General features: G+C 69.0%; 22 protein-coding genes. 5 read left to right on the top strand and 17 right to left on the bottom strand.

The window, feature by feature from the left end:
* Window positions 1-84: 84 nt before the first annotated feature.
* The 3 genes from AC1DKQ_RS13180 to AC1DKQ_RS13170 form a co-directional block, all read right to left on the bottom strand.
* Entirely contained in the window at window positions 85-1,419 is a 1,335-nt protein-coding gene (locus AC1DKQ_RS13180; RefSeq protein WP_476919217.1) for an MFS transporter, read from the bottom strand.
* Between the two features lie 191 nt (window positions 1,420-1,610).
* On the bottom strand, window positions 1,611-3,065 hold the full coding sequence (gene hpaB / locus AC1DKQ_RS13175; RefSeq protein WP_476919216.1) for a 4-hydroxyphenylacetate 3-monooxygenase, oxygenase component: 1,455 nt from the start codon (window positions 3,063-3,065) through the stop codon (window positions 1,611-1,613).
* Window positions 3,066-3,142: 77 nt separating this feature from the next.
* Window positions 3,143-3,682, bottom strand: a complete 540-nt coding sequence (locus AC1DKQ_RS13170; RefSeq protein WP_476885644.1) for a flavin reductase family protein — start codon at window positions 3,680-3,682, stop codon at window positions 3,143-3,145.
* A 178-nt stretch (window positions 3,683-3,860) separates the two neighbouring features.
* On the opposite strand from AC1DKQ_RS13170, the gene AC1DKQ_RS13165 reads away from it, so the two are divergent.
* Window positions 3,861-4,577 (top strand): IclR family transcriptional regulator, encoded by a 717-nt coding sequence (locus AC1DKQ_RS13165; RefSeq protein WP_476885643.1) that lies wholly within the window; start codon window positions 3,861-3,863, stop codon window positions 4,575-4,577.
* A 79-nt stretch (window positions 4,578-4,656) separates the two neighbouring features.
* Here AC1DKQ_RS13165 and AC1DKQ_RS13160 read toward each other — a convergent pair whose 3' ends face one another.
* The 6 genes from AC1DKQ_RS13160 to AC1DKQ_RS13135 form a co-directional block, all read right to left on the bottom strand.
* On the bottom strand, window positions 4,657-6,090 hold the full coding sequence (locus tag AC1DKQ_RS13160) for an MFS transporter (protein ID WP_476919215.1): 1,434 nt from the start codon (window positions 6,088-6,090) through the stop codon (window positions 4,657-4,659).
* 149 nt (window positions 6,091-6,239) lie between these two features.
* A complete protein-coding gene (locus AC1DKQ_RS13155) occupies window positions 6,240-9,326 on the bottom strand; it encodes an AAA family ATPase (protein ID WP_476919214.1) in 3,087 nt (1,028 codons plus the stop codon).
* The gene (locus AC1DKQ_RS13150; protein WP_476919213.1) at window positions 9,323-10,504 is read right to left on the bottom strand and encodes an exonuclease SbcCD subunit D; all 1,182 of its coding nucleotides are present in this window, start codon (window positions 10,502-10,504) and stop codon (window positions 9,323-9,325) included. The genes AC1DKQ_RS13155 and AC1DKQ_RS13150 overlap by 4 nt, the downstream gene beginning before the upstream one ends.
* Window positions 10,505-10,589: 85 nt before the next feature.
* A complete protein-coding gene (locus AC1DKQ_RS13145) occupies window positions 10,590-11,609 on the bottom strand; it encodes an MIP/aquaporin family protein (RefSeq protein ID WP_476919212.1) in 1,020 nt (339 codons plus the stop codon).
* A gap of 172 nt (window positions 11,610-11,781) precedes the next feature.
* Complete coding sequence (locus AC1DKQ_RS13140) at window positions 11,782-12,123, bottom strand: DUF202 domain-containing protein (protein WP_476919211.1); 342 nt, start codon at window positions 12,121-12,123, stop codon at window positions 11,782-11,784.
* Window positions 12,120-12,476 (bottom strand): YidH family protein, encoded by a 357-nt coding sequence (locus AC1DKQ_RS13135; protein WP_476919210.1) that lies wholly within the window; start codon window positions 12,474-12,476, stop codon window positions 12,120-12,122. The genes AC1DKQ_RS13140 and AC1DKQ_RS13135 overlap by 4 nt, the downstream gene beginning before the upstream one ends.
* 322 nt (window positions 12,477-12,798) lie before the next feature.
* On the opposite strand from AC1DKQ_RS13135, the gene AC1DKQ_RS13130 reads away from it, so the two are divergent.
* Window positions 12,799-13,989 carry an ADP-ribosylglycohydrolase family protein gene (locus AC1DKQ_RS13130; protein WP_476919209.1) on the top strand — a complete coding sequence of 397 codons (1,191 nt, stop codon included), beginning with the start codon at window positions 12,799-12,801 and terminating at the stop codon, window positions 13,987-13,989.
* Between the two features lie 446 nt (window positions 13,990-14,435).
* Here the strand turns inward: AC1DKQ_RS13130 and AC1DKQ_RS13125 are convergent, their stop codons facing one another.
* On the bottom strand, window positions 14,436-15,014 hold the full coding sequence (locus tag AC1DKQ_RS13125; protein WP_476919208.1) for a DUF4395 domain-containing protein: 579 nt from the start codon (window positions 15,012-15,014) through the stop codon (window positions 14,436-14,438).
* Between the two features lie 138 nt (window positions 15,015-15,152).
* On the bottom strand, window positions 15,153-16,169 hold the full coding sequence (locus AC1DKQ_RS13120; protein ID WP_476919207.1) for a 3'-5' exonuclease: 1,017 nt from the start codon (window positions 16,167-16,169) through the stop codon (window positions 15,153-15,155).
* A 103-nt stretch (window positions 16,170-16,272) separates the two neighbouring features.
* On the opposite strand from AC1DKQ_RS13120, the gene AC1DKQ_RS13115 reads away from it, so the two are divergent.
* Window positions 16,273-17,040, top strand: coding sequence for a VTT domain-containing protein (locus AC1DKQ_RS13115; RefSeq protein ID WP_476885669.1), 768 nt, complete (start codon window positions 16,273-16,275; stop codon window positions 17,038-17,040).
* Between the two features lie 108 nt (window positions 17,041-17,148).
* Here AC1DKQ_RS13115 and rdgB read toward each other — a convergent pair whose 3' ends face one another.
* The 6 genes from rdgB to clpS form a co-directional block, all read right to left on the bottom strand.
* Window positions 17,149-17,826 carry an RdgB/HAM1 family non-canonical purine NTP pyrophosphatase gene (gene rdgB, locus AC1DKQ_RS13110; RefSeq protein ID WP_476919206.1) on the bottom strand — a complete coding sequence of 226 codons (678 nt, stop codon included), beginning with the start codon at window positions 17,824-17,826 and terminating at the stop codon, window positions 17,149-17,151.
* On the bottom strand, window positions 17,823-18,581 hold the full coding sequence (gene rph / locus AC1DKQ_RS13105; protein WP_377985165.1) for a ribonuclease PH: 759 nt from the start codon (window positions 18,579-18,581) through the stop codon (window positions 17,823-17,825). The genes rdgB and rph overlap by 4 nt, the downstream gene beginning before the upstream one ends.
* 83 nt (window positions 18,582-18,664) lie before the next feature.
* Complete coding sequence (locus AC1DKQ_RS13100; protein ID WP_377985166.1) at window positions 18,665-19,462, bottom strand: MBL fold metallo-hydrolase; 798 nt, start codon at window positions 19,460-19,462, stop codon at window positions 18,665-18,667.
* Window positions 19,459-20,493 (bottom strand): glutamate racemase, encoded by a 1,035-nt coding sequence (gene murI / locus AC1DKQ_RS13095; RefSeq protein WP_476885668.1) that lies wholly within the window; start codon window positions 20,491-20,493, stop codon window positions 19,459-19,461. The genes AC1DKQ_RS13100 and murI overlap by 4 nt, the downstream gene beginning before the upstream one ends.
* A 103-nt stretch (window positions 20,494-20,596) precedes the next feature.
* Window positions 20,597-21,163 carry a DUF2017 domain-containing protein gene (locus AC1DKQ_RS13090; protein ID WP_476885631.1) on the bottom strand — a complete coding sequence of 189 codons (567 nt, stop codon included), beginning with the start codon at window positions 21,161-21,163 and terminating at the stop codon, window positions 20,597-20,599.
* On the bottom strand, window positions 21,156-21,521 hold the full coding sequence (clpS, locus tag AC1DKQ_RS13085) for an ATP-dependent Clp protease adapter ClpS (RefSeq protein ID WP_377985169.1): 366 nt from the start codon (window positions 21,519-21,521) through the stop codon (window positions 21,156-21,158). The genes AC1DKQ_RS13090 and clpS overlap by 8 nt, the downstream gene beginning before the upstream one ends.
* 37 nt (window positions 21,522-21,558) lie before the next feature.
* On the opposite strand from clpS, the gene AC1DKQ_RS13080 reads away from it, so the two are divergent.
* Both AC1DKQ_RS13080 and AC1DKQ_RS13075 read left to right on the top strand, forming a co-directional pair.
* On the top strand, window positions 21,559-22,887 hold the full coding sequence (locus AC1DKQ_RS13080) for a nicotinate phosphoribosyltransferase (RefSeq protein WP_476885630.1): 1,329 nt from the start codon (window positions 21,559-21,561) through the stop codon (window positions 22,885-22,887).
* Window positions 22,888-23,574: an isochorismatase family protein gene (locus AC1DKQ_RS13075; protein WP_476885629.1), complete on the top strand. Its 687-nt coding sequence runs from the start codon at window positions 22,888-22,890 to the stop codon at window positions 23,572-23,574.
* The last annotated feature ends 24 nt before the right edge of the window (window positions 23,575-23,598 follow it).

Genomic DNA, 23,598 nt, shown 5'->3' with positions numbered 1-23,598 from the left:
TAAAAAAGCAACGCGGGGTCACTTGCGGCCCATCCGAATGATCTGGATGGGCGCGAAGTGACCCCGCGTTGCATGTGGTGGCCCCTAGTGGTGGCTGCTGACGCCGAGCGGGCGGCCCTTCGTCTCCCCGGCCAGGAGGACGCCGATCGCGGAGATGACGCAGAGGACCATGATGTAGATGCCGATCGACCCGGTCCAGTGGGTACCCTGCAGCAGGGTTTCCGCGATGGTGGCAGCAAACGCGCCGCCGAGGATGGCACCGAAGGCGTAGCCGATCGAGATGCCCGAGTAGCGCACGTTCGCCGGGAACATCTCGGCGTACATGGCGGACATCGGACCGTAGGACAGGCCCAGGCCGATGGTCAGGACGAACAGCGCGACGCCGTAGAGCACGATGTCCTTGGTGTCGATGAGGGCGAACATCGGGATCATCCAGGCGAAGACAATGCCGTAGCCGATCAGGAAGGTCTTGACGCGGCCGATCTTGTCCGAGAGCCAGCCGCCGACCAGCGTGAACATGAGCCAGCCGAAGGAAGCCAGCGTGGTGGCCAGCAGGATCTGCGGGGTGGGCATCTTGAGGGACTTGGTGGCGTAGGAGATGAAGAACGCGATCAACAGGTAGCCGGCAGCGTTGTTGCCGATGAAGATCATGGTGGAGTAGAGGACGGCCTTCTTGTGCTTGCGGATGAGCTCGCCCAGCGGCGCCTTGCTCTCTTCCTTGCGGGCAGCCATCTCCTTGAAGACCGGGCTCTCGGACACGGCGCGGCGGATCAGGTAGCCGACGACGATCAGCACGATCGAGAGCAGGAACGGCACACGCCAGCCCCAGGACGCAAAGTCCTCCTTGGACATGGACGTGTTCAGGAAGTACAGCAGGCCCGTGGCGAGGATCATGCCGACCGGAACGCCGATCTGCGGGTAGGCACCGAACAGGCCGCGCTTGCTCTTGGGTGCGTGCTCGACGGCCATCAGGGCAGCGCCGCCCCATTCACCGCCGGCGGAGAAGCCCTGGATGACGCGGAGGGTGATGAGCAGGATCGGGGCCCAGACACCGATCTGCGCGTAAGTGGGCAGCACGCCGATCAGCGCGGTGGCGGCACCCATCATGACCAGCGTGAAGACCAGCATGGCCTTGCGGCCGAGGCGGTCGCCCAGGTGGCCGGCGATGATCGCGCCGAGCGGGCGGAACAGGAAGCTGATGCCGATGAGGGCGAAGGACAGGATCTGCGCCAGGCCCGGGTCGGATGCGTTAAGCGGGGCGAGGAACAGCGGCGACAGCAGCGTGGCTGTCAGCTGGGCAAAAATGAAGAAGTCGTACCACTCGATGGTGGTGCCGACCAGGGTCCCGGCGAGGACCTTTCGTTCCTCATGTTTGCTGCTGGGACCCGCCTCGGAATCTACGGATGAAGTTACGGTCATTGGAACTCCGTTGCTGGGGGCAGAGGTACTGCCCAAAGTGGGTGCGAAGTGACTAGCTGGTGCCTCTTGAGTGCTGGCCGCGGAAATTGCCAGCCCTCGAATTACTGATCGAACGGTCAGTTAGTATCCCCAAATAATACTATGAGATGTGTGATAGGGCACACATAGTCGCGGGGAGTGTCTTGCGCGGGTCAGTCCTTGCGGTTGAGCAGTTCACGGACCCTGGCCCGGACCGGTTCGCGGTCGTAGGTGTTGACCAGGGCGCCGGCCATGCGGACCGGGTCCCCGAAGAAGAAGTACTCGTAGAGCGACTGGCGCCCGGCGAACCCGGAAATCGAGGCGTCAAAGGCCAGCTTGAACAGCCGGACGCGCTCGGGGCCGGTGAGGGTCTTGCCCTGCAGGTACAGTTCGATGTCCGCCCGGGCCTCGCTGTTGAGGTCCGCCTCGCCCGGCAGTGCCATGAGGCCCGACGCCGAGAACTTCCGGATGATCTGCGGGAAGCGCTGGGCGATCTTCGGGTACCAGTTGCGGGCCGCGTTCAGCGTGGACCACTTCGGCAGCATGACCCCGGCATCGTTGAGTCCGGCGTCGGCCTCGGAGGCGCGGACCAGCGCCTTGCCGATTTCGACGTCGATGATCAGCTCGGCGATGTCCTCCTGGATGTGCTGGAACCCGTCGATGCCGATCGCCTCGGCCAGTTCCGACGCCAGGCCCAGGAAGAACTCGCTCTTGGCGATGGTGCGGGTGACCACCTGGTGGGTCATGAGCGCCCCGGCGCCGGTTTCGGTGTAGAAGCTGTTGCACAGTTGCGGGTTGCCGAGCATGAAGATGCGCTCGCTGGGCACGAAGACGTGGTCAAAGACGGCGACGGCGTCCATTTCCTCATAGCGGGAGGCCAGCGGCTCGTCGTGGGTGCTGCCGCCGTTGTACAGCGAGGTACGGCAGAGGTAGCGCAGGCCCGGGGCATCGTTGGGAATGGCGAACGCGTAGGAGTACGGCGCGTCTTCCGGGGTGCCCCGCAGGACCGTGGACGGGAACACGAGCAGTTCGTCGGCAATCGGGGCGATGGTGGCGAGCATCCGGGCGCCCTGGATAACAATCCCGTCCGCGCGCTCCTCCACGATCCGGGCCGAGAGCTGGCCGCCGAGCTGCTCCGAGCCCGAAACCGAGCGGTTGACCTGCGGCGGGATGAGGGTGTGCGTGGCGAGGACGTCGTTTTCCCGGGCCCACTCGTAGTAGTTACGGATGTTCTCGCCGAACTTGGGGTCCGCCTGCGCGAACCACTTCCCGGCCGTGCCCAGCGCGGTGAGCGCGGAGTTCATGTAGTCCCCGGAGCGGCCCAGGAAGCCGTTGGAGGACTCGGCCCACGTGGAGATGGCGCGGCGGCGGCGCTGGAGGTCCTCGATGGTCTTGGGCACCAGGAAGGAGGCGTTGACCAGGTCCCCGGTGCTGGGCGAGGAGTAGGTGAGCGCCTCTTGGTACGTCGGGTCGTGCTGCATGTCGAAGAGTTTGGCGTAGGAGCGGGCCACGTTGCGGAAAGCCGGATGCTCGGCGATCTTCTCGCTGACCACCTCGCCGTCGATCACGACATGCGGGGTCATGGCGTTGAGCTTGTCCAGGTACTGCCGTCCGGTGCGGATACCCATTGGTCTTCCTCCAGTCGTCGTTGAACTGAGCTGAGCTGTGTTGATTGGATGCTGTGTTAAATGGATGTCGTGCGGCGCTAGAGCAGGTCCTCCATGCCCAGCTGGCTTTCCGGGATGGTGGTGAATGTGCCGTTGGCGAACGCCAGGGCATCGCCGTTGCGGTAGTTGAAGTCCACCACCTCGCCCACGTAGAGGGTGTGGTCGCCGCCGTCGTACGCCGCCCACGGCTTGCATTCGAAATAGGCGAGGACATTGGACAGCCGCGGCGCGGTGTCCCCCTCCACCCACAGCGGCTCGGGGCCGGGACGGCCGGCGAAATGCATGGCCAGGTGCCGCTGCTCGGCGCCGAGGATATTCACCGTGAAGGGCCGATCGGCGAGTTCATCGTGGGCCCTGGCAGCACGGGCGATGCTGACCAGCACCAGCGGAGGCTCCATGGACACTGAGGTGAAGGAGTTTACGGTGATGCCGTGGCGCTTGGTGACCCCGTCGAAAGTCACGATCGCGACGCCGGTGGCAAACCTGCCAAGACTCCCCCGGAAGTGGTTGGCCCGCGGGGCAGACAGCGCGCCCTGGCCCCGGACACCGCCGGCGTGGTCGCGTGGCTTGGCAATCATCACTGATCCCTCGCGTTCGATGCGGTCTTGTTCGGTCGTGGTGTGGTTGACCTGTGCTTTGGGTACGGTGTTGTTCTATAATCGAACAAGTAGTTCCCATATAGAACGCTAGCGGACCGTGAGCCGGAACACAAGGGTTGCCCGGCACGCCGGCATCCCCACCCCTAGGATGTACCCCATGACCCCGAACGACGGCACTGCCCAGGCTTCCCCGTCCCAGACGCTGTCCCGCGGCATCAGGGCGTTGGAGATCCTGGCCGAGGCGCAGCAGCCGCTCACGATTGCCGAACTCGCCGATGCTATGGGCGTCCACCGCTCCGTGGCCTACCGGATCCTGCGCACCCTGGAGGACCACTCGCTGCTGGTGCGGGACGACGGCGGCCGCGTCCAGCCCGGCCCGGGCCTGGCGGTCCTGGCGCGCGGGGTCTCCCGCAACCTGCAGTCGGCGGCCTTGCCGGAGCTGACCGTGCTGGCCAACACCCTGACCATGAGCGCCTTTGTGGCGGTCTGGGACCGGGAGGAGTGTGTGACGCTGGTGACGGTGGACCCGCGGCACAGCGGCGCCGCGGTGGTGCAGCACCCTGGGTCGCGGCATCCCATCAGCGCCGGGGCGCCGGGCATCGCCATCCAGTCCGCCTTCCCGGAACAAGAGTGGCGGGCGCTGGTCCCGGGCATCCCGTACCGGGCCGAAGCGGCCGAGGCCCGGCGCCGCGGCTTTGCCGCCAGCCATGACGAGGTGATTCCGGGGGTGTCCTCCATCGCGGTGCCGCTGCGCGTGCCGGGCGGGCGGCCGGCCGCCCTCGCCGTCGTGTATATCCGCGCCGCGCAGGATCCGGACGAGGTCGCCGGGGCGCTCACGGAGGCCGCGCGGCGGATCGAGGCGCAACTGGGCTAGAACCTGCCGGCCCACCTGACTGGCAGCAGGGGCCGTTTTCAGCCCTCAAAACGGCCCCTGCTGCGAGCTAGTTGGGGGCTTAGGCGGCCGGCGTCGTCTTCCGTCCGCGTTGCCGGAGTACGACGGCGGCTGCGGTTCCCAGCAGGAACAGCGCCGTGGCGGCGCACACGGGAACCAGGAACGCCGTCGAATAGCCGAAGTTCTGGGCCAGCTGCCCGGCGATGGAGGATCCGAGCGCGGTGCCGGCGACAATGCCGCTGGCCAGGGCCGTCATGACCGTGCCAAGCTTTCCGGCCGGAGCTACGAGGCCGCCGATGGCGAAAACTGTGACCATGAGCGGGCCCACCGGCAGGCCCAGGACCAGCAGCACGAGAACCATGGGCAGCGCCGTCGTGGGCAGCAACAGCAGTGCTGCGAGCCCTGCCATGAGCCCCGCGCACGCAATCCAGCGGATGTTCACCGTGAGGCGGCGGGGCCAGTACGCGACCGAGAGTGCGGCCGCCGCAGAGCTCAGTCCCATCGCGGCGTAGAGCAGGCCCGCGAGCTCGGACGTGGCGAAGCTGGCGGAGAAGGAACTCAGGGAGGCCTGGGTGGAGCCGAAGAACGTGCCCATGCACACCATCGCCAGTACGGGCAGGGCGACGGCGGCGAAGGTCCTGGCACGCTGGGCCGCCGTGCGGGCGTCCGCGTGCCTGTCCCCTGCCGCTGCGGGAACCACACCGGAGGCCGATGCGGCCGCCGGTTCAGCTGCCTGGCCGGAGGACGGGCGCCGTGCTGTGCGGACCACCGCGTGGTGCGTGGGGTGGACGGCGAAGGCGGGTACCAGGACAACAGTCAGTGCCGCGGCCAGGGCCAGCGGCAGCCACGGCGCGAGCAGGCTGGCCAGGATGCCGACCAGGGCCGGGCCGAGCACGAAGGTGAGCTCGTCGGCGGTGCTCTCATAGGACAGGGCCGTGTCCAGGTCAGCGGCGTTCGCGGCCGCCCCGCGCCCGGAGGTCCGGGAGGTCAGGGCCATCCAGCGGACCCGGGCCAGCGGACCGACCTGCGGGCAGCTGGCCCCGGCTACGAAGGCCGCGGCCAGCACGGGGACGGCGGCGGCAAGGTCCTGCGCCCCGGCAATGAGGTACGCCGCGAGGATCAGGGCTACGACGGCCACGGTGTTGGCAATGGCGGATACAAGCAGCACGCGGCGCTGGCCGAGCCGGTCGGCGAGGACGCCCAGGACGGGAGCACCCAGTGCGGAACCGATGCCGACGGCACCGGCCGCGGCGCCGCCAACGGCGTAGGAGCCCGTGACGGAAGTGACGAGCGTCAGGGCACCGACAGTGAGCATGGCCAGCGGCAGGCGGGCGAAGAGACCCAGCGGGATGAAGCTGCGGCCGGCGAGCAGCGGCAGCCGCGCGAAGCGGCCGCCCTTGGCCGACTCGGGGGCCGGCAGCGCAGTCGCAGTGGGGGCGTCGGTCGAAATGGGGGCGTCAAGAGTAGACGCCAAAGAAGACGGTGAAGGGTTCATGGTTTCCGGGTTCGCTCAATAATGCGCATCGTCCCTCCTCCCGATGCGCGCGACCCGGTAACAGATCAATGATAGCTGATGCCCGGACGGCCAGTCCGGGCTGGCCGGCTGCGGCCTGGGCTCAGGACAAGGGGGGTCAGGACAGGGATTCAGGCCCGGGTGTCGTCGCTGATGTGCAGGGTGGAGCCGCTGCGGCCCTTGACCACCTGGAGCTGGGTGCCGATGCGCTGCTTCATTTCCGCCACATGGCTCACGAGCCCCACTACCCTGCCGCCGTCGCGGAGGCCTTCGAGGGCGTCCATGACCTGTTCCAGCGCCTGCTCATCGAGGCTGCCGAAGCCCTCGTCCACGAAGAGGGTCTCGATGTCGACGCCGCCGGACTCGTGCTGCACCACATCTGCCAGCCCGAGGGCCAGCGCCAGTGAGGCCATGAAGGACTCGCCGCCGGAGAGGGTGGCGGTGTCCCGGCGCTGGCCGGTCCACTCATCCACGACTTCCAGGCCGAGGCCGGACTTCGCGCCGCGCGCGGCCTTAGCGTCGGTGTGCCGCAGCGTGTAGCGGCCGTCGCTCATGCCAATCAGGCGTTCCGAGGCGGCGACGGCCACCTGCTCAAGCCGGGCGGCAAGGACGTAGCTGTTCAGGCTCATGCGGTAGGTGTTGTCGCCTCCGCCCTTGGCGGCGTCGGCCACGGCGGCGAGCAGCGCGGCCCGGTCCCGCGGTTCCCTGCCGGCGGCGGCCAGTTCCGCGTAATCAACGGCGATGCGTCCGAGGGTCCGGAGCGAGTTTTCCGCCAGCCCGGCCGCCAGCACGGCTTCCCTTGCTTTCCGGCCGGCCGCCGCCGCTTCCGTCCTGAGCGCTTCGAGGGCGGCGTCGCTGACGAGCTCCCCGGCGGCCCGCTCGGCCGCCGCCAGGGCGAGGTCCTCGCCGGCAAACAGTTCCTGGATCCTGGCGGCTTCGTCGTGTCCGGCCCGGATGGCCGTTTCGAGGCTTGCTGCCGCCGGGGCCGGCAGCAGCGCTTCCCGCGCCGCCGCTGCGGTGCTGAAACCGGCTGAGGGCAGGGCCTGCTCAAGTTGTCGGCGTGCCTCCGCGGTGCGGGCGGCGGCCAGTTCGAGGGCCGACTGCGCGGCGTCCGCGTGTTCAAGGACTGAGGCGGTTGATGCCAGGGCGGCGATCCGCTGTTCGAGCGTCGCGTGGCTGGCGCGCAGCTTGTCCAGGGAGTGTTCCAGCGCCTCTGCCTGTTCGTCGATCTCGGCGATCGTGGATTGCGTTTGGGCGATGCCGGAGGCGGCGTCGGCCTGCGCCCGGTCCGCGGCGGCGATGGCCGCCTCGAGTTCTGCCAGACGGGCCCGGCTGGCGGCAAGGTCCGTGGCGGCGCGGGCGGCATCCTCGGCCCGTTCCCGGGCCAGTGCCGCCTCCAAGCGGGCTTCCTCGGGAGGTGTGCTGCCGCCCTGGGCTGCCAGGACGGCGACGTTTTGGTGGGCGTCGGCGAGCTCGCGTCCGAGGGCAGCGAAGGTCTCTTCCGCCGTGTCGCTGGCTAGTTGCGCTGCCTTTTCAGCCTCGGCGACGGCCAGGGCAGAGGCTGCGGCCGGGGCGGGTGCCGGGTGCTCCGGGCTGCCGCAGACGGGGCATGGGACTCCGGCGAGAAGTTGGGTGGCGAGCTCGGCCGCGGCGTTCGTGAGCCGTTGCTCCCGGAGGTCCAGCCAGTGCTGCCTCCGGTCCTGGTGTACGTTCCGGGCTGCGGCGTGCTGTTCAGCGATTGCCGAGCACTCGGCCTCGGCGGCGAGGAAGCGGCCAACGATGGTCACGAGTTCGTCAGCTGCCGTGGCCTCCTTGGTGCGCAGCTGGACTTCCGCAGCAAGTTCCTCGAGGGGACGGATTCCGGTGGACAGGGCCACCGACTCGGAGCGCAGGGCGGCCAGGGCAGTGGCGCCGGTCCGCTGACCGGATTCCAGCTCCTGCAACTGCTGGCGCAGCCGGCCGCGGCGTTCAGTAAGTCCGACGAGCCGGGATTCGTCGGGCAGGCGTTCGGTGAGCACGGCCTGCAGGGACCGCAGCCGTGTCAGGGTGCTCCGGACGGTTGCGCTGTCCAGCGCGGCGTGCGGGCCGGCGGCGGCGTCGTCCGCCTTCCCCCTCCCTGCGCCGATGAGAAGGTCCTGCCCCGCGAGCTCCGTGTCCGTCAGTGCCGCGGACCGAAGCGTGCGCGCGGCCTCCAGCAGGGCTGTTCCTGCCCGTTCCTCCGCTGCCGCGGCGCTGTCCACGGCCTGCAGTTGGCCGCCAAGCACTTCGGCTTGGCGGTGCAGTCCGAGGGCGGCGGCTTTCTCCGCCAGCAGAGGGGCGGCGGCGTCGGCGTCAAGCCGCCGCAGTTCCGCGGCGGCAAGTTTGGCGTGGCGGTTTGCCCGCGCGTTGGCGGCCTCCAACGCGGAGGCATGTTCAGCGGCGTGGTTCTCGGCTGCCGCGGCGGCGGCCCGCCGGCCCTCCGCGGCTGTTGCCGCGGCGTTCTCTAGCCAGGCCAGCAGGGCATCGGGCTGGTCCCTGCCGGGGGCATCTGCGGGGTCGAGCTCAAGTACCGCGGTTTCAGCCTCGGCCTGCGCCAGGAGCAGGTCAAGCTTTGTGGTGAGGCTTGCGACCTCCGCTTTGGCGGTCAGCGCCTGCCGGGATAGTTCCTGCTCCACGGCCTCAAAGCGCTGGGTGCCGAAAAGGCTCTGCAGCAGCTCCAGGCGGTCAGATGCCTTGGAGCGCAGGAACGCCGCGAAGTCGCCCTGCGGCAGCATGACCACGCGCGTGAACTGGTCCCGGTTCATGCCCAGGACATCGATGATCTCGGCCCCGGCCTCATCGTTCCGGCCGGACTTCTCCAGCCACGCGCCGTCGACGCGTTCGCGGAGCAGTGTATGGGCCTGCTGGACCGTGAAACCGTTCTTGCCCCGGGCGCTCGGTTTGTCCCAGGCGGGCGACCGGGAGACTTCGAAATGCCGGCCCTTGGCCGAGAACTCACAGGTGACGCGGGGCTCGGTGGCGGCCTCTGCGTGGTCGCTGCGCAGCCGCTTCCCGTCCTGCCGGGCCCCGGGAACCGATCCGTAGAGGGCGAAGCAGATGGCGTCCAGGACGCTCGTCTTGCCCGCGCCGGTGGCGCCATTGAGCAGGAACAGTCCGTGTGCGCTGAGCCGGTCGAAGTCGATCCGCTCCGTGCCGGCAAACGGGCCGAAGGCGGCAATCTCGAGGCGGTGGATCCTCACAGGGAGACCCCTTCCAGGCGCACGGCTTCGAGCGCCTCGGTGAGAACGGCGGCTTCGGCGTCGGAAGCTGGCCGGCCGCGGACGTGATCGAGGAATCCGCAGCAGACGGAGAGGTCATCCTCGGCTTCGGCCAGCCGGCTGCTGTAGCTGGCCTTCGGCGCCGCGCCGGAGCCATCGGGATCAAAGCCAAGCACCAGGGTGTCGGGGAACCGTGCCCGCAGGCGGTCCATCGCCTGGGCGGGGCGGGCGGCGTCCGTCAGCGTGATCTGGCAGTAGGCGGCCTCCGCCCAGGCGAAGTCCTCCGACGCGAGGAGGTCATCCAGCTTTCCGCGGAGCACGGCGAGGGCACGGGGCGCTTCCCACTGCACTTCGCGCACCCCGCCGATTCCGTCGGCGTCGACCTCCACGAGCCAGCTGCCCTTCTTGTGCTTCGCCTCCGAGAAGGAGTATGCCAGCGGCGAGCCGGAATAGCGCACCGCCGGGGAGAGCTCCTGCCGGCCATGCAGGTGGCCCAGCGCCGTGTAGCCAAAGCCGTCGAAGAGATCCAACGGAACGGCGCCGACGCCCCCGATGCTCAGATCCCGTTCGCTGTCAGAGCTGATGCCTCCGCTGGCGAAAGTGTGCGCCAGGACCACCGAATGGACGGTCCGGGTCTGGCTCCGGTGCCGCACGTCTGCACGGATCCGTTCGGTGGCGGCGCGTGTGACCTCGAAGTGGCTCGCGGTCTCGACGCCCAGCTGCTCGGCGACCAGCCGGGGCTCCAGCCAGGGGATCCCGTAGATGGCCAGCACCGGCGCCGTATCGTCCCCTGCGCCGTCCCCGAGTGGAAAGAGCACGGGCTGGTCCAGTTCGTTCAGCCGGGTGCGCAGATGCACTCCCCCGCGCTCGAGCAGCCGCGACGCGAACCCCAGCCTGATGGCGGAGTCGTGGTTGCCGCTGGTCAGGACAACCTGGGCGCCCGCACCCGTGAGGCGCACCAGAGCGTCATCCAGCAGGCCGACGACGTCGACTCCCGGCAGTGCGCGGTCATAGACGTCCCCGGCGATGAGGACGACGTCCACGCTCTCTTCCCGGACAAAGGTCACGAGCTGGTCGACGAAGGCTCGCTGGGCATCGAGCATGCCGATGCCGTGGAAGGACCGGCCCAAGTGCCAGTCGGAGGTGTGCAATAACCGCATATTCCTACGGTATCGGCTGGCACCGACACTCTTGCGCCACCACCCCGGAAGGGTGACCGAAGTCAAAGGAGGTCCGGAGGTGTTGCTACTTTCCACCCTTGCGGTCGAAGAAGCTGCGGGCCTCGTCGTCCTGGGCTACGGTGCGGTCGGGCGCCGAAGCGGCGGCGACCCTCCCGTTGCCCCTGTGGCCGGCGCCGACCTTCTGGCCGTCGTCCAGGCCGTCGGTCAGCTCCGCGTCATTGAAGTCCGCGTCGTCGAAGTCGGAGTTCACATCGGCGTCGTCCAAGTCGGCGTCGGTGAGCGTTGCGCCGGCCGGGTCAGTGGTCCGCCCTGTCTGAACAGTGCTCTGGGCGAAGCCGCGGAAAACCAGCCCGGCGACGGCCGCGCCGACCACCGGCGCCACCCAGAACAGCCACAGCTGCCCGAGCGCGTCCGGGCCGCTGAAGATGGCCGAGGCCGTGGCCCGGGCCGGGTTGAAGGGAACATTGCCAAGCGCCTGGCCCAGCTGCAGGAGCATCGCCGTCGTCAGGCCCACCGCGAAGGGGGCAGCCGCCCTGGCAGGATTCCGGCTGGCCGTCGTTGCCAGAAACACGGCCACGAGCAGGGCGGTACCGAGGACCTCCACGAGCAGAACGCCTGCCATGGGCACCTGGATGATCGAGTGCTCGCCGAATCCGGCCGCCACGGTGGCGAATGCGCCCTGGCTGTCGTTGATCGTCGGAATCGTGCGCAGGACGCCGAACAGGGCAACGGCCCCGAGCGCGGCGCCCACGAGCTGCGCGCCGATGTACGCGGCGGCGTCGGCCAGCCGGATCCGGCCGGCGATGGCGTTGCCCACGGTGATGGCGGGGTTAAAGTGGCCGCCGGAGACGTAGCCGACGGCCAGCATCGCGGCCGTCAGCGCCAGGCCGGCGGCCAGTGCGGCGGGCAGCGGGTTGGACTGCGGAATGGTGAAGAGCGGCACGCCCAGGCCTGCGACCACCACGATCAGGGTCCCCAGCGCCTCAGCGGAGAGCCGGGCCACGAGTCGGGGCCGGGGCGAAACGCCGCTGGCGGCCGGTGACTGGACGCCAACGGATTCGCGGGCTGGCACAAGCAGGGTCATAGTGAGGATTCCTTTGCTGGTGGCGGCGCGGCCTGGGGCTGCAGTTGCGGCGTCGCTGGCCCGCCGCCGGGCGGTGGTCCGGGTGCGGCCTCGGCCGCCCGGGAGAATGGGTCCGCCAGCAGTCTGCCAGCGGAATCTGGATGTTCGCTGGATTCTGGCCTAGTGCCCCAGTTCAGTGCCCCAGGGCGACCGCGGCCACGGCGCTGGCGGCAAGGGCGACGACGGCGGCGGCGGCCCAGCGCAGGAGCGCAGCAGGCGGCGCGGCGTTGGAGCGCCGGAGCTCCCGCCCGCGGACCAGCACGCACACAGCCACCACCAGCGTCGCGGCCATGGCGGCCAGCGCGCAGACCCCAAGGAAATCAACCGGCCCCGGAACGCCTCCGCGGGACCCCGCGAGCGCCCAGCTGCGCCAGATCAGCAGGTCCGCCACGATCAGGGTCAGCAGCGTCCGGCGCCAAGACAGGGATGTCCGCTCGGGCTGCAGTCCGGGATCCCGGACCGCCTCAGGCCTCACCGCGCCACCAGGATCAGGGCGGCGAACACCAGCGCCGCGGCCGCGACGCCGATGGTCATCACCAGCATCACGCCGGAGAACGGCAGCTCCTGGTTGTTACGCATGGCAGCCTCCATGAGTCCCCACCGGCGGTAGGACAAGGCGGCCAGGCCTGCGCCGAGGAACGCGAGGACGACGCACAACGCGATCCGCACGGGTCCGGGGGCGATCTCGGGAGCCAGCTGGTCAATCGCGAGGGCTCCGGCAATCAGGGCCAGGGATGTCCGGATCCAGGCCAGGAACGTCCGCTCGTTGGCCAGGGAGAATCTGTAATCGGGGGTGGTCCCGGTCTTCCGCCACGCTGGTTCGCGCATTCGTTTCCTCCGCTGCCGGACGGATACGCCGCCGGCGGTTGCTTCGCCTGACCGCTGGACGGGTCCTAACAGCACCCTACCGGCGTTCCGCATCCGCCGCCCGCGGGATTGGGGACAGCTGCGCTGGTACAGCGGCATTGGGTCCGCGGCACTGGGTCGGCGGCACTGGGTCGGCGGCACTGGGTCGGCGGCACTAGCCGGCATTAGCCGGCATTGCAGCGTGCGGGCAGGGTCCTCGGGGCTGGGACGACGGCATTGCAGAGTCCGGGGCAGCCTCGGCGGCATTGCAGAGTGCGGGGCAGCGCCGGGTAAATTTGAGGGCATGAGCACCGAGCCCGGGACCAGCCCCGCACCCGCCCCATCACCCGGCCAGCCACACTCCCCAGCACCGGCCCACGGCTCGCGCATCCACGGCTGCCTGCTTGGCGGTGCGCTCGGTGATTCACTGGGTTACGCCGTCGAGTTCGACGACATCTCCGCGATCCGGGCCCGGTTTGGCCCCGCGGGCCTGCAGGACTTTTCTGCGCTCGACGCCGGCAGCCCGTTCTCGGACGACACGCAAATGACGCTGTACACCGCGGACGGCCTCCTAGAAGCGCTGGAATGGGCGAACGACGGCGTGGCATCGGACATCAACGCGTGCCTGTGGCTCGCATACCTGCGCTGGCTCGCCACCCAGGGCGTCGCAGTGCCGTCGTCGGCCCCGTTCCAGCCGCCGCGCTGGATCGATGCCCAGGCCGTCCTGAAGAACCGGCGTTCGCCCGGCAAGGCGTGCCTGAGCGGACTCGCCACGGGCGAGATGGGCACCGTGAAGCGGCCGGTCAATCCAGATTCGAAAGGCTGCGGCACCGTGATGCGTTCGGCCCCGTTCGGCCTGATCCCCCATCTCGAACCCGAAACGGTCTACAAGCTCAGTGCCGATGCCGCGTCCCTGACGCACGGGCACCCCGCGGCACGGCAGAGCGCAGGAATGTTCAGCCTGGTCATCCACGCCCTGTCCTCCGGCCACGGTTTGCGCCAAGCGGCGGAATCGGCCCTCGGGCACCTGCGCGGCGGCATCCTGCGCAAGGGCGAGGATCCGGATCCGGATGTTGTGGCACGGCTGGAGGCAGCCCTGCGGCTGGCCGGCGACCTGCCCGGCGGCGGAGGCGTGCTCAGCCCCGAGGACCTGGTCAGCGAACTCGGCGAGGGGTGGGTGGCCGAGGAAGCCCTGGCCGTGGCGCTGTACGCCGTGCTGGCCACTGTTCCGGAGCCGGAGACGGGGTCAGATGGCGAGCCGGCAACGGCGGACGCCGGCCCTGCCGAAGCCGACGCCCAGTCGCATTTCCGGGCGGCAATTGCGCTGGCGGTGAACCACAGCGGGGACAGCGACTCGACGGCGTCGATCGCCGGAAACATCCTGGGGGCTTACTACGGCGAGCGGTGCCTGCCGGCCGACTGGCTGGCGGCACTCGAGGCGCCGGAGGTCATCCGGGGCATGGCGTCGAGGTTGGCGGCCGTCACCGGCGCGTAGCGTCACCGGGCAACTGTCCCCGGGGCATGCCCCGTGGCGCCCCAGTGCAAAGAACATGTCCATCCGCCAATGCCGCGCAACGAGGACATGCCCATCCCCGGCGGCGGGGACTGGACATATTGCCATCATGTCCGGTCGCCAGAGCCTCCGCGGGACATGTCCGGCGCTCCATCTGCTCACCGAAGGACATGCGCATCTCCGGCGGCGGGGACTGGACATATTGCCATCATGTCCGGTCGCCAGAGCCTCCGCGGGACATGTCCGGGCCTCCATCAGCGCACCGAAGGACATGCGCATCTCCGGCGGCGGGGACTGGACATATTGCCGTCATGTCCGGCCGCCAGAGCCTCCGCGGGACATGTCCGGCGCTCTATCAGCGCACCGAAGGACATGTTCCATCGCTGGTGGCCGCATCGCCGGGACATGTCCGGGTCTGGTTGCGGATCCTAGGCGCCCCGGAGCGAGATGTTGTTGCAGGCTTCGCAGACGTCCGCGGGGATGAGTCCGCGGCGCTGCAGGAAACCGAAAATGGTGCAGCCAAGGCAGAACCCGGCGAACGCCTCAAGGGACGCGGCGGCTATCAGCACCGCGAGCAGGACCCACGCCGCAGGCGCAAGGCCGGCAGCCAGCAGCAACGCGGCCGCCGTCGACACGGCTGCGCCGATGCCCTGGGCGAAGCGCTTTGGCGGGCCGGGAACGAGGCGGGTCCGGCCGAGCCAGGGCGTCAGGACCTTGACCGAGAGCAGGGCCAGGGGCGAGATCCGGGGGCCGAAGAGCACGCGCAGCCAGAACCCGGTCGCGATGATGGCGAGCCCCCAGCCGAAACCGGTCAGCAGGGTCACCGCGGACAGCGCCACCACCAGGGCAGCGGTGATCCGGGCGGCGTATTCGTTCACCGGGTTGGGGAACGCGAACACCCACCGCCAGTCAACGCCGCGCGGCTGAACGGACTTCGAGGGCACTGACTTCGAGGGCACGGACTTCGAGGGCACTGCGGGAGTCTGTGCATCCGTGGGTTTGCTCATCGCCCAAGGCTACGAGCGGGCGCGCCGGGGCGGGAATGATTGTTGCGCCATGTGACCGCGGATTCAGGCAAGGCTGGCTCAGCCGGGCCCGGCTCCGGCAGGGCCGGTTCAGCCAGGACCGGCTCAGGCGGGAAAAGTTCAGAAGGGTGCTGCCGCCAAGTGTCCGCCGACCAGCTGGAGGAATTCACCCTCGGACAAGACCTCGATCCGCTGCCCGCGGTCGTGCAGTTCCAGGACGCGGCGCGCCTTGCCCGTGAGCCGGCCGGAGCGCAGGTCCGCGGCCACAAACCCGTCGCCCACCACCAGGACGGTGGTGCGGGCCGTGACCCGGCTTTCAGGCCGGGCGCCCAGCTCGGCGGAGCGGACCTTGGCTTCGGGGCGGGGAATCGCCAGTTCGCCGGTGAACACGACGGTCTGGCCGAACAGCGGATGGTCCGGGCTGGCGGCGGCATTGGGCACCGGGTTGGGGCCTTCCTCCGGCCATCCGGCCACGAACCGCCGGCCAACAGGTGCGCCGTCAGTTCCCCCGGCGAGCGCGTCCAGCGCTGCGAGGGTGGCCTTGGACAGCGGGTCGCGCCGGGGGTCGAAGGCGGGCTGGTGCGAGACCGTGAGGCCCAGGGACAGATAGAGTTCGGCGATGCTCGCCGCCCCGTTGCGGGCGGCGATGTCGATCAGGATGCCGGCACAGGCCCGGGCGTCCTCGGCGGCATCGTGGTGATTGACCAGCGGGACGCCTGCCTCCTCGGCGGCATAGGGCAGCGAATTGGACACCAGGGAGTAACAGCGCCGGGACAAGATCACCGTGCAGACGTAGTCGTAGGCCGGCCCGGCCAGCCCGGACACCTCGAGCCCAGAGCGGATCACACCGAGATCGAACCCCGCATTGTGGGCCGCCAGCACGTCGCCGCCGATGAACGCGCCGATCTCCGGGAACAGCTCACCGAACCGCGGCAGTCCCGCCACCTGGTCCGGCCGGATGCCGTGGATCCGGACGTTGTGGTGATCGAAGGTGTCATGGTTTTCCGGCGGCCGCATGAGCCAGGAGGCTTCCTCGACGACGACGCCGCCGCGCACCTTGCTCAGGCCAACAGCGCACGGTGAACCGCGGAAGCCGTTCGCGGTCTCAAAGTCGATCGCCGTAAAGTCCAAAGTCACGGCCCAACTTTACCGCCCGCGGGCGGCGCCTCCCGCACCGGGAAGGGCACCCGGGGGCCGGCCGGCGGCCGTCAAGTACCCTTAACGGGTGAACGTACTAGCAATGAGCGACCTCGCCGTGTCCGCCCTTGGCGGCGCCGGCCCCGTCCAGCCGCAGCTGGCCTCCTTCCTGCCAGACTGGCTCAACCCGCAGGTTTTCCTGGCGAATCCGGCCTTCGCGCCGTGGGTGGTCCTCCTTGTCTGCGGCATCATCTTTGCCGAAACGGGGCTGTTGATCGGTTTTTTCCTGCCCGGGGACTCCATGCTGTTCACGGCCGGGCTGCTCGTGGCCACCGGCACCATCCAGGTCAACATCTGGGTCCTGACCGCGCTCATCATCGTCGCCGCGATCGTCGGCAACCAGGTGGGCTACCTGATTGGATCCAAGGCGGGACCAGCCCTGTTCAACAGGCCCAATTCCAAGCTGTTCAAGCGTGAAAACGTGGACAGCGCACACGCCTTCTTCGAAAAGCACGGCGGCAAGGCCCTGATCCTGGCCCGGTTCGTCCCGATCATCCGCACCTTCGTCCCGGTGATCGTGGGCGTCGCGCAGATGAGCAAACGCAAATTCTTCACCTACAACGTGATCGGCGCAGTCCTCTGGGGCGGCGGCGTCACGCTTCTGGGCTACCTGCTCGGGGACAAGGTGCCCTGGGTCAAGGACAACCTGGACATCATCTTCATCGCCATCGTGCTGGTCTCCGTGATACCGATCGCCATTGAGGTCATCCGGGGTGTCATCGCCAAGCGACAGTCCGAGGAGTACGGCACGGGCGTGGTGGATGAGTTCATCGAGGAGCATGAGCCGGAAGAAGAGCGCCGGACCCCGTAGTCAAAGACGCCGTATCCCGGCACAGCAGTGCGCCCCAGTTAACAAGGAAGGCGCCCCACCGTGTGGGGCGCCTTCCTTCGTCTTCCGCCTCGCCGGTGTGTGGCTCGGCTACTTACCGGCCAGAGTCTCGACGATGGCCGGCAGGAGCGCCCGGAACGCGTGGCCCCGGTGGCTGATGGCGTTCTTCTCCTCGGAACTGAGCTCGGCGCAGCTGCGGTCCAGCCCGCTCGGCTGCAGGACCGGGTCATAGCCGAAACCGCCCTCCCCGCGCGGCTCCCGCAGGAGTGTCCCTTCCAGCTGCCCGTACTCCACAACTTCCCGGCCGCCGTCGGGCGAGGACCCGGGCACGGCCAGCGCCGCGGCGCAGACAAACGCGGCCCCGCGGTACTCATCCGGCACGTCGGCCAGCTGGGCGAGCAGCAGCTGCAGGTTCGCGGCGTCGTCGCCGTGCCGGCCGGACCAGCGCGCGGAGAAAATCCCGGGTGCGCCGCCAAGGACGTCCACGGCTAGTCCGGAGTCGTCGGCGATCGCGACGAGCCCCGTGGCCTCGGCCACGGCCCGCGCCTTCAGCAGCGAGTTCTCCGCGAAGGTCACGCCGGTCTCGGCGACGTCGGGGGCACCGACGGCACCGGCGTCCACCACCTGCGTGTCGACGTCGAGGCCTGGCACCTGGCCACGCAGCAGCTCGCGGAGTTCCCGGAGCTTGCCTTTGTTGTGGGTGGCCAGGACCAGCCGCGGGGCCGGGCCGTCAGCGGCCGGCCGGTCCGCGAACGGCGCCTGCGTCACGGGGCCTCCGCCAGGGTGTCGCGCTGGATGGCGGCGAGCTGCTCGGTGCCCAGCAGCGCCAGGTCCAGCAGCTTGTTCAGCTCGTCGCGGTCGAAGGGTGCGCCCTCGGCGGTGCCCTGGACCTCCACGAACTTTCCGGAGCCGGTCACCACGACGTTCATGTCGGTCTCGGCGCGCACGTCTTCGACGTAGGGCAGGTCGAGCATCGGCACGCCGTCGATGATGCCGACGGACACGGCGGCGATCGTGTCAATCAGGGGCTCGGCGTTGCGGCCGATCATCTTCTTCTCGCGGGCGAAACGGATGGCGTCCGCGAGTGCCACATAGGCACCGGTGATGGCCGCGGTGCGGGTGCCGCCGTCGGCCTGCAGGACATCGCAGTCCAGCACGATCGTGATCTCGCCGAGAGCCTTGGTGTCGATGATGGAGCGCAGCGAGCGGCCGATCAGCCGGGAGATCTCGTGGGTGCGGCCGCCGATCTTGCCCTTGACGGACTCGCGGTCAGAGCGGGTGTTCGTGGCCCGGGGCAGCATGGCGTATTCGGCGGTGACCCAGCCGCGGCCCTCGCCCTTGAGCCAGCGCGGCACGCCTTCGGTCAGGGAGGCCGTGCACAGGACCCGGGTGTTGCCGAACTCGATCAGGGCCGAACCCTCGGCCTGCTTGGACCAGCCGCGCGTGATGCTGATCGGGCGCAGCTGGTCGGGGGTACGGCCGTCGGCGCGGATGACGGGGACACTGGGAGCTTGGGAAGTCATGCCTTTAGCTTATCGACTCACCCGCCCCCGCCGGCGCCGCCGGCCAGCTGTACGGTGGCGGCCAGCTGTACGGTGGCGGTCAGCTAGACGGTGTAGTGCACACCGGCGACGGCGACGGCCACGTCCTTGCCGAAGACGTCCTTGGCCTCGGCCATGACGGTGGTGGGGGACGTCCAGACGGGAATGTGCGTCAGCAGCAGTCGCCGCGCTCCGGCGGCCACGGCGGCCTCCCCGGCCCGCTTGCCGGTCAGGTGCACGTCCTTGATGTCGTCGTCGCGGCCTTCCTCGAACGCCGCTTCGCACAGGAAGAGGTCGGCGTCGCGGGCTGCGTCCTCAAGGCCCGCACAGGAGTCCGTGTCCCCGGAGTAGCTCAGGACGCGGGTCACGGGCGTGCCGTCCTTGGCAGGCTCGGTGACCTCCACACGGAGGGCGTAGGCCTCCTCGACGGGATGGTTCACCGCGTAGGGCGTCACCGTGAACGGGCCGACGCTCACCGGCTTGCGCTCGGACCAGTTGCTGAAGTCGAATTCCTCGTGCATGCCAGGATCCAGGTCCAGGCCGTAGGCTGTGGCCATCCGGTCAGCGGTGGCGGCGGGCCCCCACACCGGAATCCTGCCCCGTCCCCAGCCGCCCGGCTTCCAGCGCACGGCAACGTGGAGCCCGCACAGGTCCATGCAGTGGTCCGGGTGCAGGTGCGTGAGGAAGATTGCGTCAATGTCCTCCAGGTCCGTGTAGCGCTGGATGGCGCCGAGCGCCCCGCTGCCGAGGTCCAGGACGATCTTCCAGTTCCGCTCGCCGTCGTTGGCGGTCAGCAGATAGCACGACGCCGGCGAGCCCGGGCCCGGGAAGGACCCGGTACAGCCCACAATGGTCAGCTTCACAGCAGCTTTCCCCCGCCCGCGGATCCGCCCACGAAGTTGGATATCCGCGGCCGGCCGGCACCGGCCTGCGAGGTGGCGGCCTGGGCGGCGGCGATCATCTCCGGGGTGATCCGGGCGAGGCTGCCCGTGGGGTACTGCGCCGCGACGTGGTCGACGTGCCGGACGCTGAGGACCTCGGGGCCGAGGAAGCGCCGCGCGAGGTGCTCGAACTGGGCGGCGTCGCCGGTGGCGATGAAATTGTGCTCGGGGGCCGCGGCGTCGGTGCGCTCCAGGCCCCGGGAGGCCAGCGCCCGGTAGACGTCCTTGGCCGTTTCCTCGGCGCTGGAGACCAGCGTGACGTCCTCGCCCAGGACGAACGAGATCACGCCGGTGAGCAGCGGGTAGTGGGTGCAGCCGAGCACCACGGTGTCCACGCCGGCCGCAATGAGCGGCGCCAGGTACTCGCGGGCGACGGCAAGCAGTTCCGGTCCCGTGGTGATCCCTGCTTCCACGTAGGGCACGAACGCCGGGCAGGCCACGGACGTGATCGACAAATCCGGGGCAGCGGCGAAGGTGTCCTCGTAGGCGCGCGAGCCCACCGTGGCCGAGGTCCCGATCACGCCCACCCGGCCCGTGCGGGTTGCCGCGACGGCACGCCGGACGGCCGGCTGGATCACCTCGACCACCGGAATCCCGTAACGGGCCGTGTACCGTTCGCGGGCGTCGCGCAGCACGGCGGCGGACGCGGAGTTGCAGGCGATGGTCAGCAGCTTTACGCCGGAATCCACGAGCTCGTCCATGACGCCGAGGGCGTTGGCCCGGACTTCGGCGATGGGAAGGGGGCCGTAGGGCCCGTGCGCGGTGTCGCCGACGTACAGGATGGATTCGTTGGGCAGCTGGTCGATGATCGACCGGGCCACCGTGAGGCCGCCGACGCCGGAGTCGAAGACGCCGATGGGGCGTGACCCCAGCGCGGATGCCGGTTCGGGCCCCGTGGGGCCGGTTGCGGTGCTGCTCGCTGGGGAGTCCGCAGCAGCCACTGCCGGATCCATACTCGATGCTGAAGTCATGATTATTCGAGGATAGGACAACGCCTGCTGGGCAGCCATCACATTGTGGCGTGCAACTCGTGTCTCATGGGTCACACGCTCGGGCTCAGCGCCGGGCATCGAGCGAGTGCACCATCGCCTGGACCAGCGACTCCTGCAGCCAGGTGGTGAAGTTGTACACGAGGGCCAGGTAGCTTTCCACGTCCTCGGCCTGGGCCCAGTCCTGCATGAGGTGGACGTTGTCGGCGTCGGCGTCATCACGGATGTCGAGGCGTTCGGCCAGCACCAGCCGGACATCGTTGAGCGCGGTGGCCCAGTGCCGGGCGTCGTCGGGTGTCAGGACGAGGTGTTCCCGGTCCAGGCTCAGGGCGGCCGCCTTGAGCGCGCCGATCTTGTTTTCGCGCAGCGACCGTTCGGTGTACCGGCGGAACTCAAGGGAGGCGGCGTCGTCGTTCTTCATGACGTTCGGCAGCAGCCGGCGCAGGGCGCGGTCCGAGGGTTCGCGGGCTTCGGTGTCCAGCCCCACCAGGGCCGCCAGCGGGTCCTCGTTGGCGCGCTCCTCCGGCTCCAGCATGGAGATCACATCGTCAAAAAGGCTGCGCAGCAGTTCCCGTTCCGCCGGCTCAAGATGGCCCCTGATGCCCTTGAGCCCGTATTTGAATGCCTTAGCCACGTTTTCCCTTGCCTTTGCCGGAGCCGCCTGCGTTGCCGCCCGTGGCTTTTTCCACCGTCGCCCAGAGGCCGTAGCCGTGCATGGCGACGGCGTGCTGCTCCACCTGCTCCTTGCTGCCGTGCGCCACGATCGAGCGGCCCTTCTTATGGACCTCCATCATGAGCTTGTTGGCCTTGGCCTCCGAGTAACCGAAGTAGCTGCGGAACACGAAGCTCACGTAGCTCATCAGGTTCACGGGATCGTTCCAGATCACGAGGTTCCAGGGGATGTCCGGGGCGGTCAGCACGTCGCCGGACGTCACTGTTCCGGTCTGGGTGCTCTCCCGGGTGTCGGGGCCGAGCGCAACGCTGAGGGTCATCTGTCCATTCTATGGGGATGCACACTAGAGTGAATTTGTGAGTACCTCTGCTGGCTGGGACCGTCCCCGCACGTCCCTGTACACCGACCATTACGAGCTGACCATGTTGCAGGGGGCTCTGCAGTCGGGCGCGGCCCACCGGAAATCGGTCTTCGAGGCCTTTGCCCGGAGGCTCCCGGACGGGCGCCGCTACGGGATCGTGGCCGGCACCGGCCGGCTGCTGGAGGGGATCGCGAACTTCCGCTTCGGCGAGCCGGAACTGGACTACTTGCGCCGCACCAAGGTGGTCAACGACCAGACCCTGGAGTACCTGGCCGATTACAGCTTTTCCGGCGACATCTGGGGCTATCCGGAGGGCGAGGCCTACTTCCCGAACTCCCCCGTGCTGATCGTGGAGTCCACGTTCGCCGAGGCCTGCATCCTTGAGACGTACCTGCTCTCCGTGCTCAATCACGACTGCGCGATCGCCTCGGCCGCCTCCAGGATGATCTCCGCGGCCGGAACCCGCCCGTGCATCGAGATGGGGTCGCGCCGGACGCACGAGGAATCGGCGGCCGCCGCTGCCCGGGCCGCGGTCATCGCCGGGTTCGACAGCACCTCCAATCTGGAGGCCGGATTGCGCTACGGGCTGAAGACGGTGGGCACGGCCGCCCATTCCTTCACCCTCCTCCATGACAGTGAGCGTGAGGCCTTCGAGGCCCAGATTGCCGCCTTCGGACCGGACACCTCGCTCCTGGTGGATACGTACGACGTCGAAACGGCCGTCCGCACCGCCGTCGACCTCGCCGGCGACAAGCTGGGCGCTGTCCGGCTGGACTCCGGTGACCTCGTGGCCCAGGCCCAGTGGGTGCGGCAACTGCTCGACGAACTCGGGAATGACCGCACCAAGATCGTGGTGACCTCTGACCTCGACGAATTCGCCATCGCGGCGCTGGCGTCCGCCCCGGTGGACTCCTACGGCGTGGGCACCTCGCTCGTGACCGGTTCGGGGGCACCGACGGCGAGCATGGTCTACAAGCTCGTCAGCCGCACCGACGACACCGGAGACTTCATCTCGGTCGCCAAGGCCGCCAAGAACAAAGCCAGCAAGGGCGGCCGGAAGTATGCCCTGCGCAAGCTCAACGAGCGCGGAACCGCCACAGCGGAAATCGTCGGCGTCGGCCACCACCCGGAGGATGACGGCAATGACCGGCCGCTGCTGAAGCAGTTCGTCAAGAACGGCGAGCTCCTGCCCGGGTGGACCGGCCCCGAGGGGGTCCAGCGCGCAAGCCGGCGCCACGCGGAGACCATGCGGGAGCTTCCCGCGGTGGTCAACCGGCTGCAGCGCGGCGAGGCGGCCATCCCCACCATCTACGAGGAGGACTAAATGTCCCGCGCCCTGATCATCGTTGACGTCCAAAACGATTTCTGTGAGGGAGGTGCCCTGCCGGTCGACGGCGGGGCGAACCTCGCCGGGGAAATCAGCGAATATGTTGACGCACACCACGGCCAGTTTGACCACGTCCTGGCCACGCAGGACTGGCACATCGATCCCGGTGCGCATTTCTCGGAGGAACCCGATTTCGTGGACAGCTGGCCGCCGCATTGCGTGGCGGGCACCCGCGGGGCCGAACTGCATCCCGACCTTGACCCCGAACACATCCAGGCGTACTTCCGCAAAGGCCAGTTTGCCGCGGCGTACTCCGGCTTCGAAGGCCTCCTGGCCCCGGAGGACGACGTCCCCACCGGGGACCGCAAACCGGGCGCCATGCCCGTTCCCGGCACCGACACCGATTCCGGCACCGATTCCGACGAAGCCGGGAGTCTTTTCGCTGCCAGTGATTCCGCCGCTGGCGAGGACGCGATCGGACTGGATGACTGGCTGCAGAGCCACGACGTGGAGGACATCGTCGTCGTCGGGATCGCCACGGACTACTGCGTCAAGGCGACCGCCCTGGATGCCGTCCAGGCCGGCTACTCCGTCACAGTGCTGCGCGGTTTGACGGTCGGAATCGCCGACGACCTGGACGACGCCGTGGCCGAAATGGAGCTCGGCGGCGTCGATGTCCTCTGAGCGCCAACACCCCTGCCCGGGGAG

The sequence above is a fragment of the Arthrobacter sp. 05L421 genome (genome assembly GCF_056397785.1).
This window is presented reverse-complemented; position numbering and strand designations above follow the sequence as displayed.

Excerpts from the sequence above, each read along its gene's own strand:
- AC1DKQ_RS13180 (WP_476919217.1), bottom strand. The coding sequence starts at position 1,419 with ATGACCGTAACTTCATCCGTAGATTCCGAGGCGGGTCCCAGCAGCAAA.
- hpaB (WP_476919216.1), bottom strand. The coding sequence starts at position 3,065 with ATGGGTATCCGCACCGGACGGCAGTACCTGGACAAGCTCAACGCCATG.
- AC1DKQ_RS13170 (WP_476885644.1), bottom strand. The coding sequence starts at position 3,682 with ATGATTGCCAAGCCACGCGACCACGCCGGCGGTGTCCGGGGCCAGGGC.
- AC1DKQ_RS13165 (WP_476885643.1), top strand. The coding sequence starts at position 3,861 with ATGACCCCGAACGACGGCACTGCCCAGGCTTCCCCGTCCCAGACGCTG.
- AC1DKQ_RS13160 (WP_476919215.1), bottom strand. The coding sequence starts at position 6,090 with ATGAACCCTTCACCGTCTTCTTTGGCGTCTACTCTTGACGCCCCCATT.
- AC1DKQ_RS13150 (WP_476919213.1), bottom strand. The coding sequence starts at position 10,504 with ATGCGGTTATTGCACACCTCCGACTGGCACTTGGGCCGGTCCTTCCAC.
- AC1DKQ_RS13145 (WP_476919212.1), bottom strand. The coding sequence starts at position 11,609 with ATGACCCTGCTTGTGCCAGCCCGCGAATCCGTTGGCGTCCAGTCACCG.
- AC1DKQ_RS13135 (WP_476919210.1), bottom strand. The coding sequence starts at position 12,476 with ATGCGCGAACCAGCGTGGCGGAAGACCGGGACCACCCCCGATTACAGA.
- AC1DKQ_RS13130 (WP_476919209.1), top strand. The coding sequence starts at position 12,799 with ATGAGCACCGAGCCCGGGACCAGCCCCGCACCCGCCCCATCACCCGGC.
- AC1DKQ_RS13125 (WP_476919208.1), bottom strand. The coding sequence starts at position 15,014 with ATGAGCAAACCCACGGATGCACAGACTCCCGCAGTGCCCTCGAAGTCC.
- AC1DKQ_RS13115 (WP_476885669.1), top strand. The coding sequence starts at position 16,273 with ATGAGCGACCTCGCCGTGTCCGCCCTTGGCGGCGCCGGCCCCGTCCAG.
- rph (WP_377985165.1), bottom strand. The coding sequence starts at position 18,581 with ATGACTTCCCAAGCTCCCAGTGTCCCCGTCATCCGCGCCGACGGCCGT.
- murI (WP_476885668.1), bottom strand. The coding sequence starts at position 20,493 with ATGGATCCGGCAGTGGCTGCTGCGGACTCCCCAGCGAGCAGCACCGCA.
- clpS (WP_377985169.1), bottom strand. The coding sequence starts at position 21,521 with ATGACCCTCAGCGTTGCGCTCGGCCCCGACACCCGGGAGAGCACCCAG.
- AC1DKQ_RS13075 (WP_476885629.1), top strand. The coding sequence starts at position 22,888 with ATGTCCCGCGCCCTGATCATCGTTGACGTCCAAAACGATTTCTGTGAG.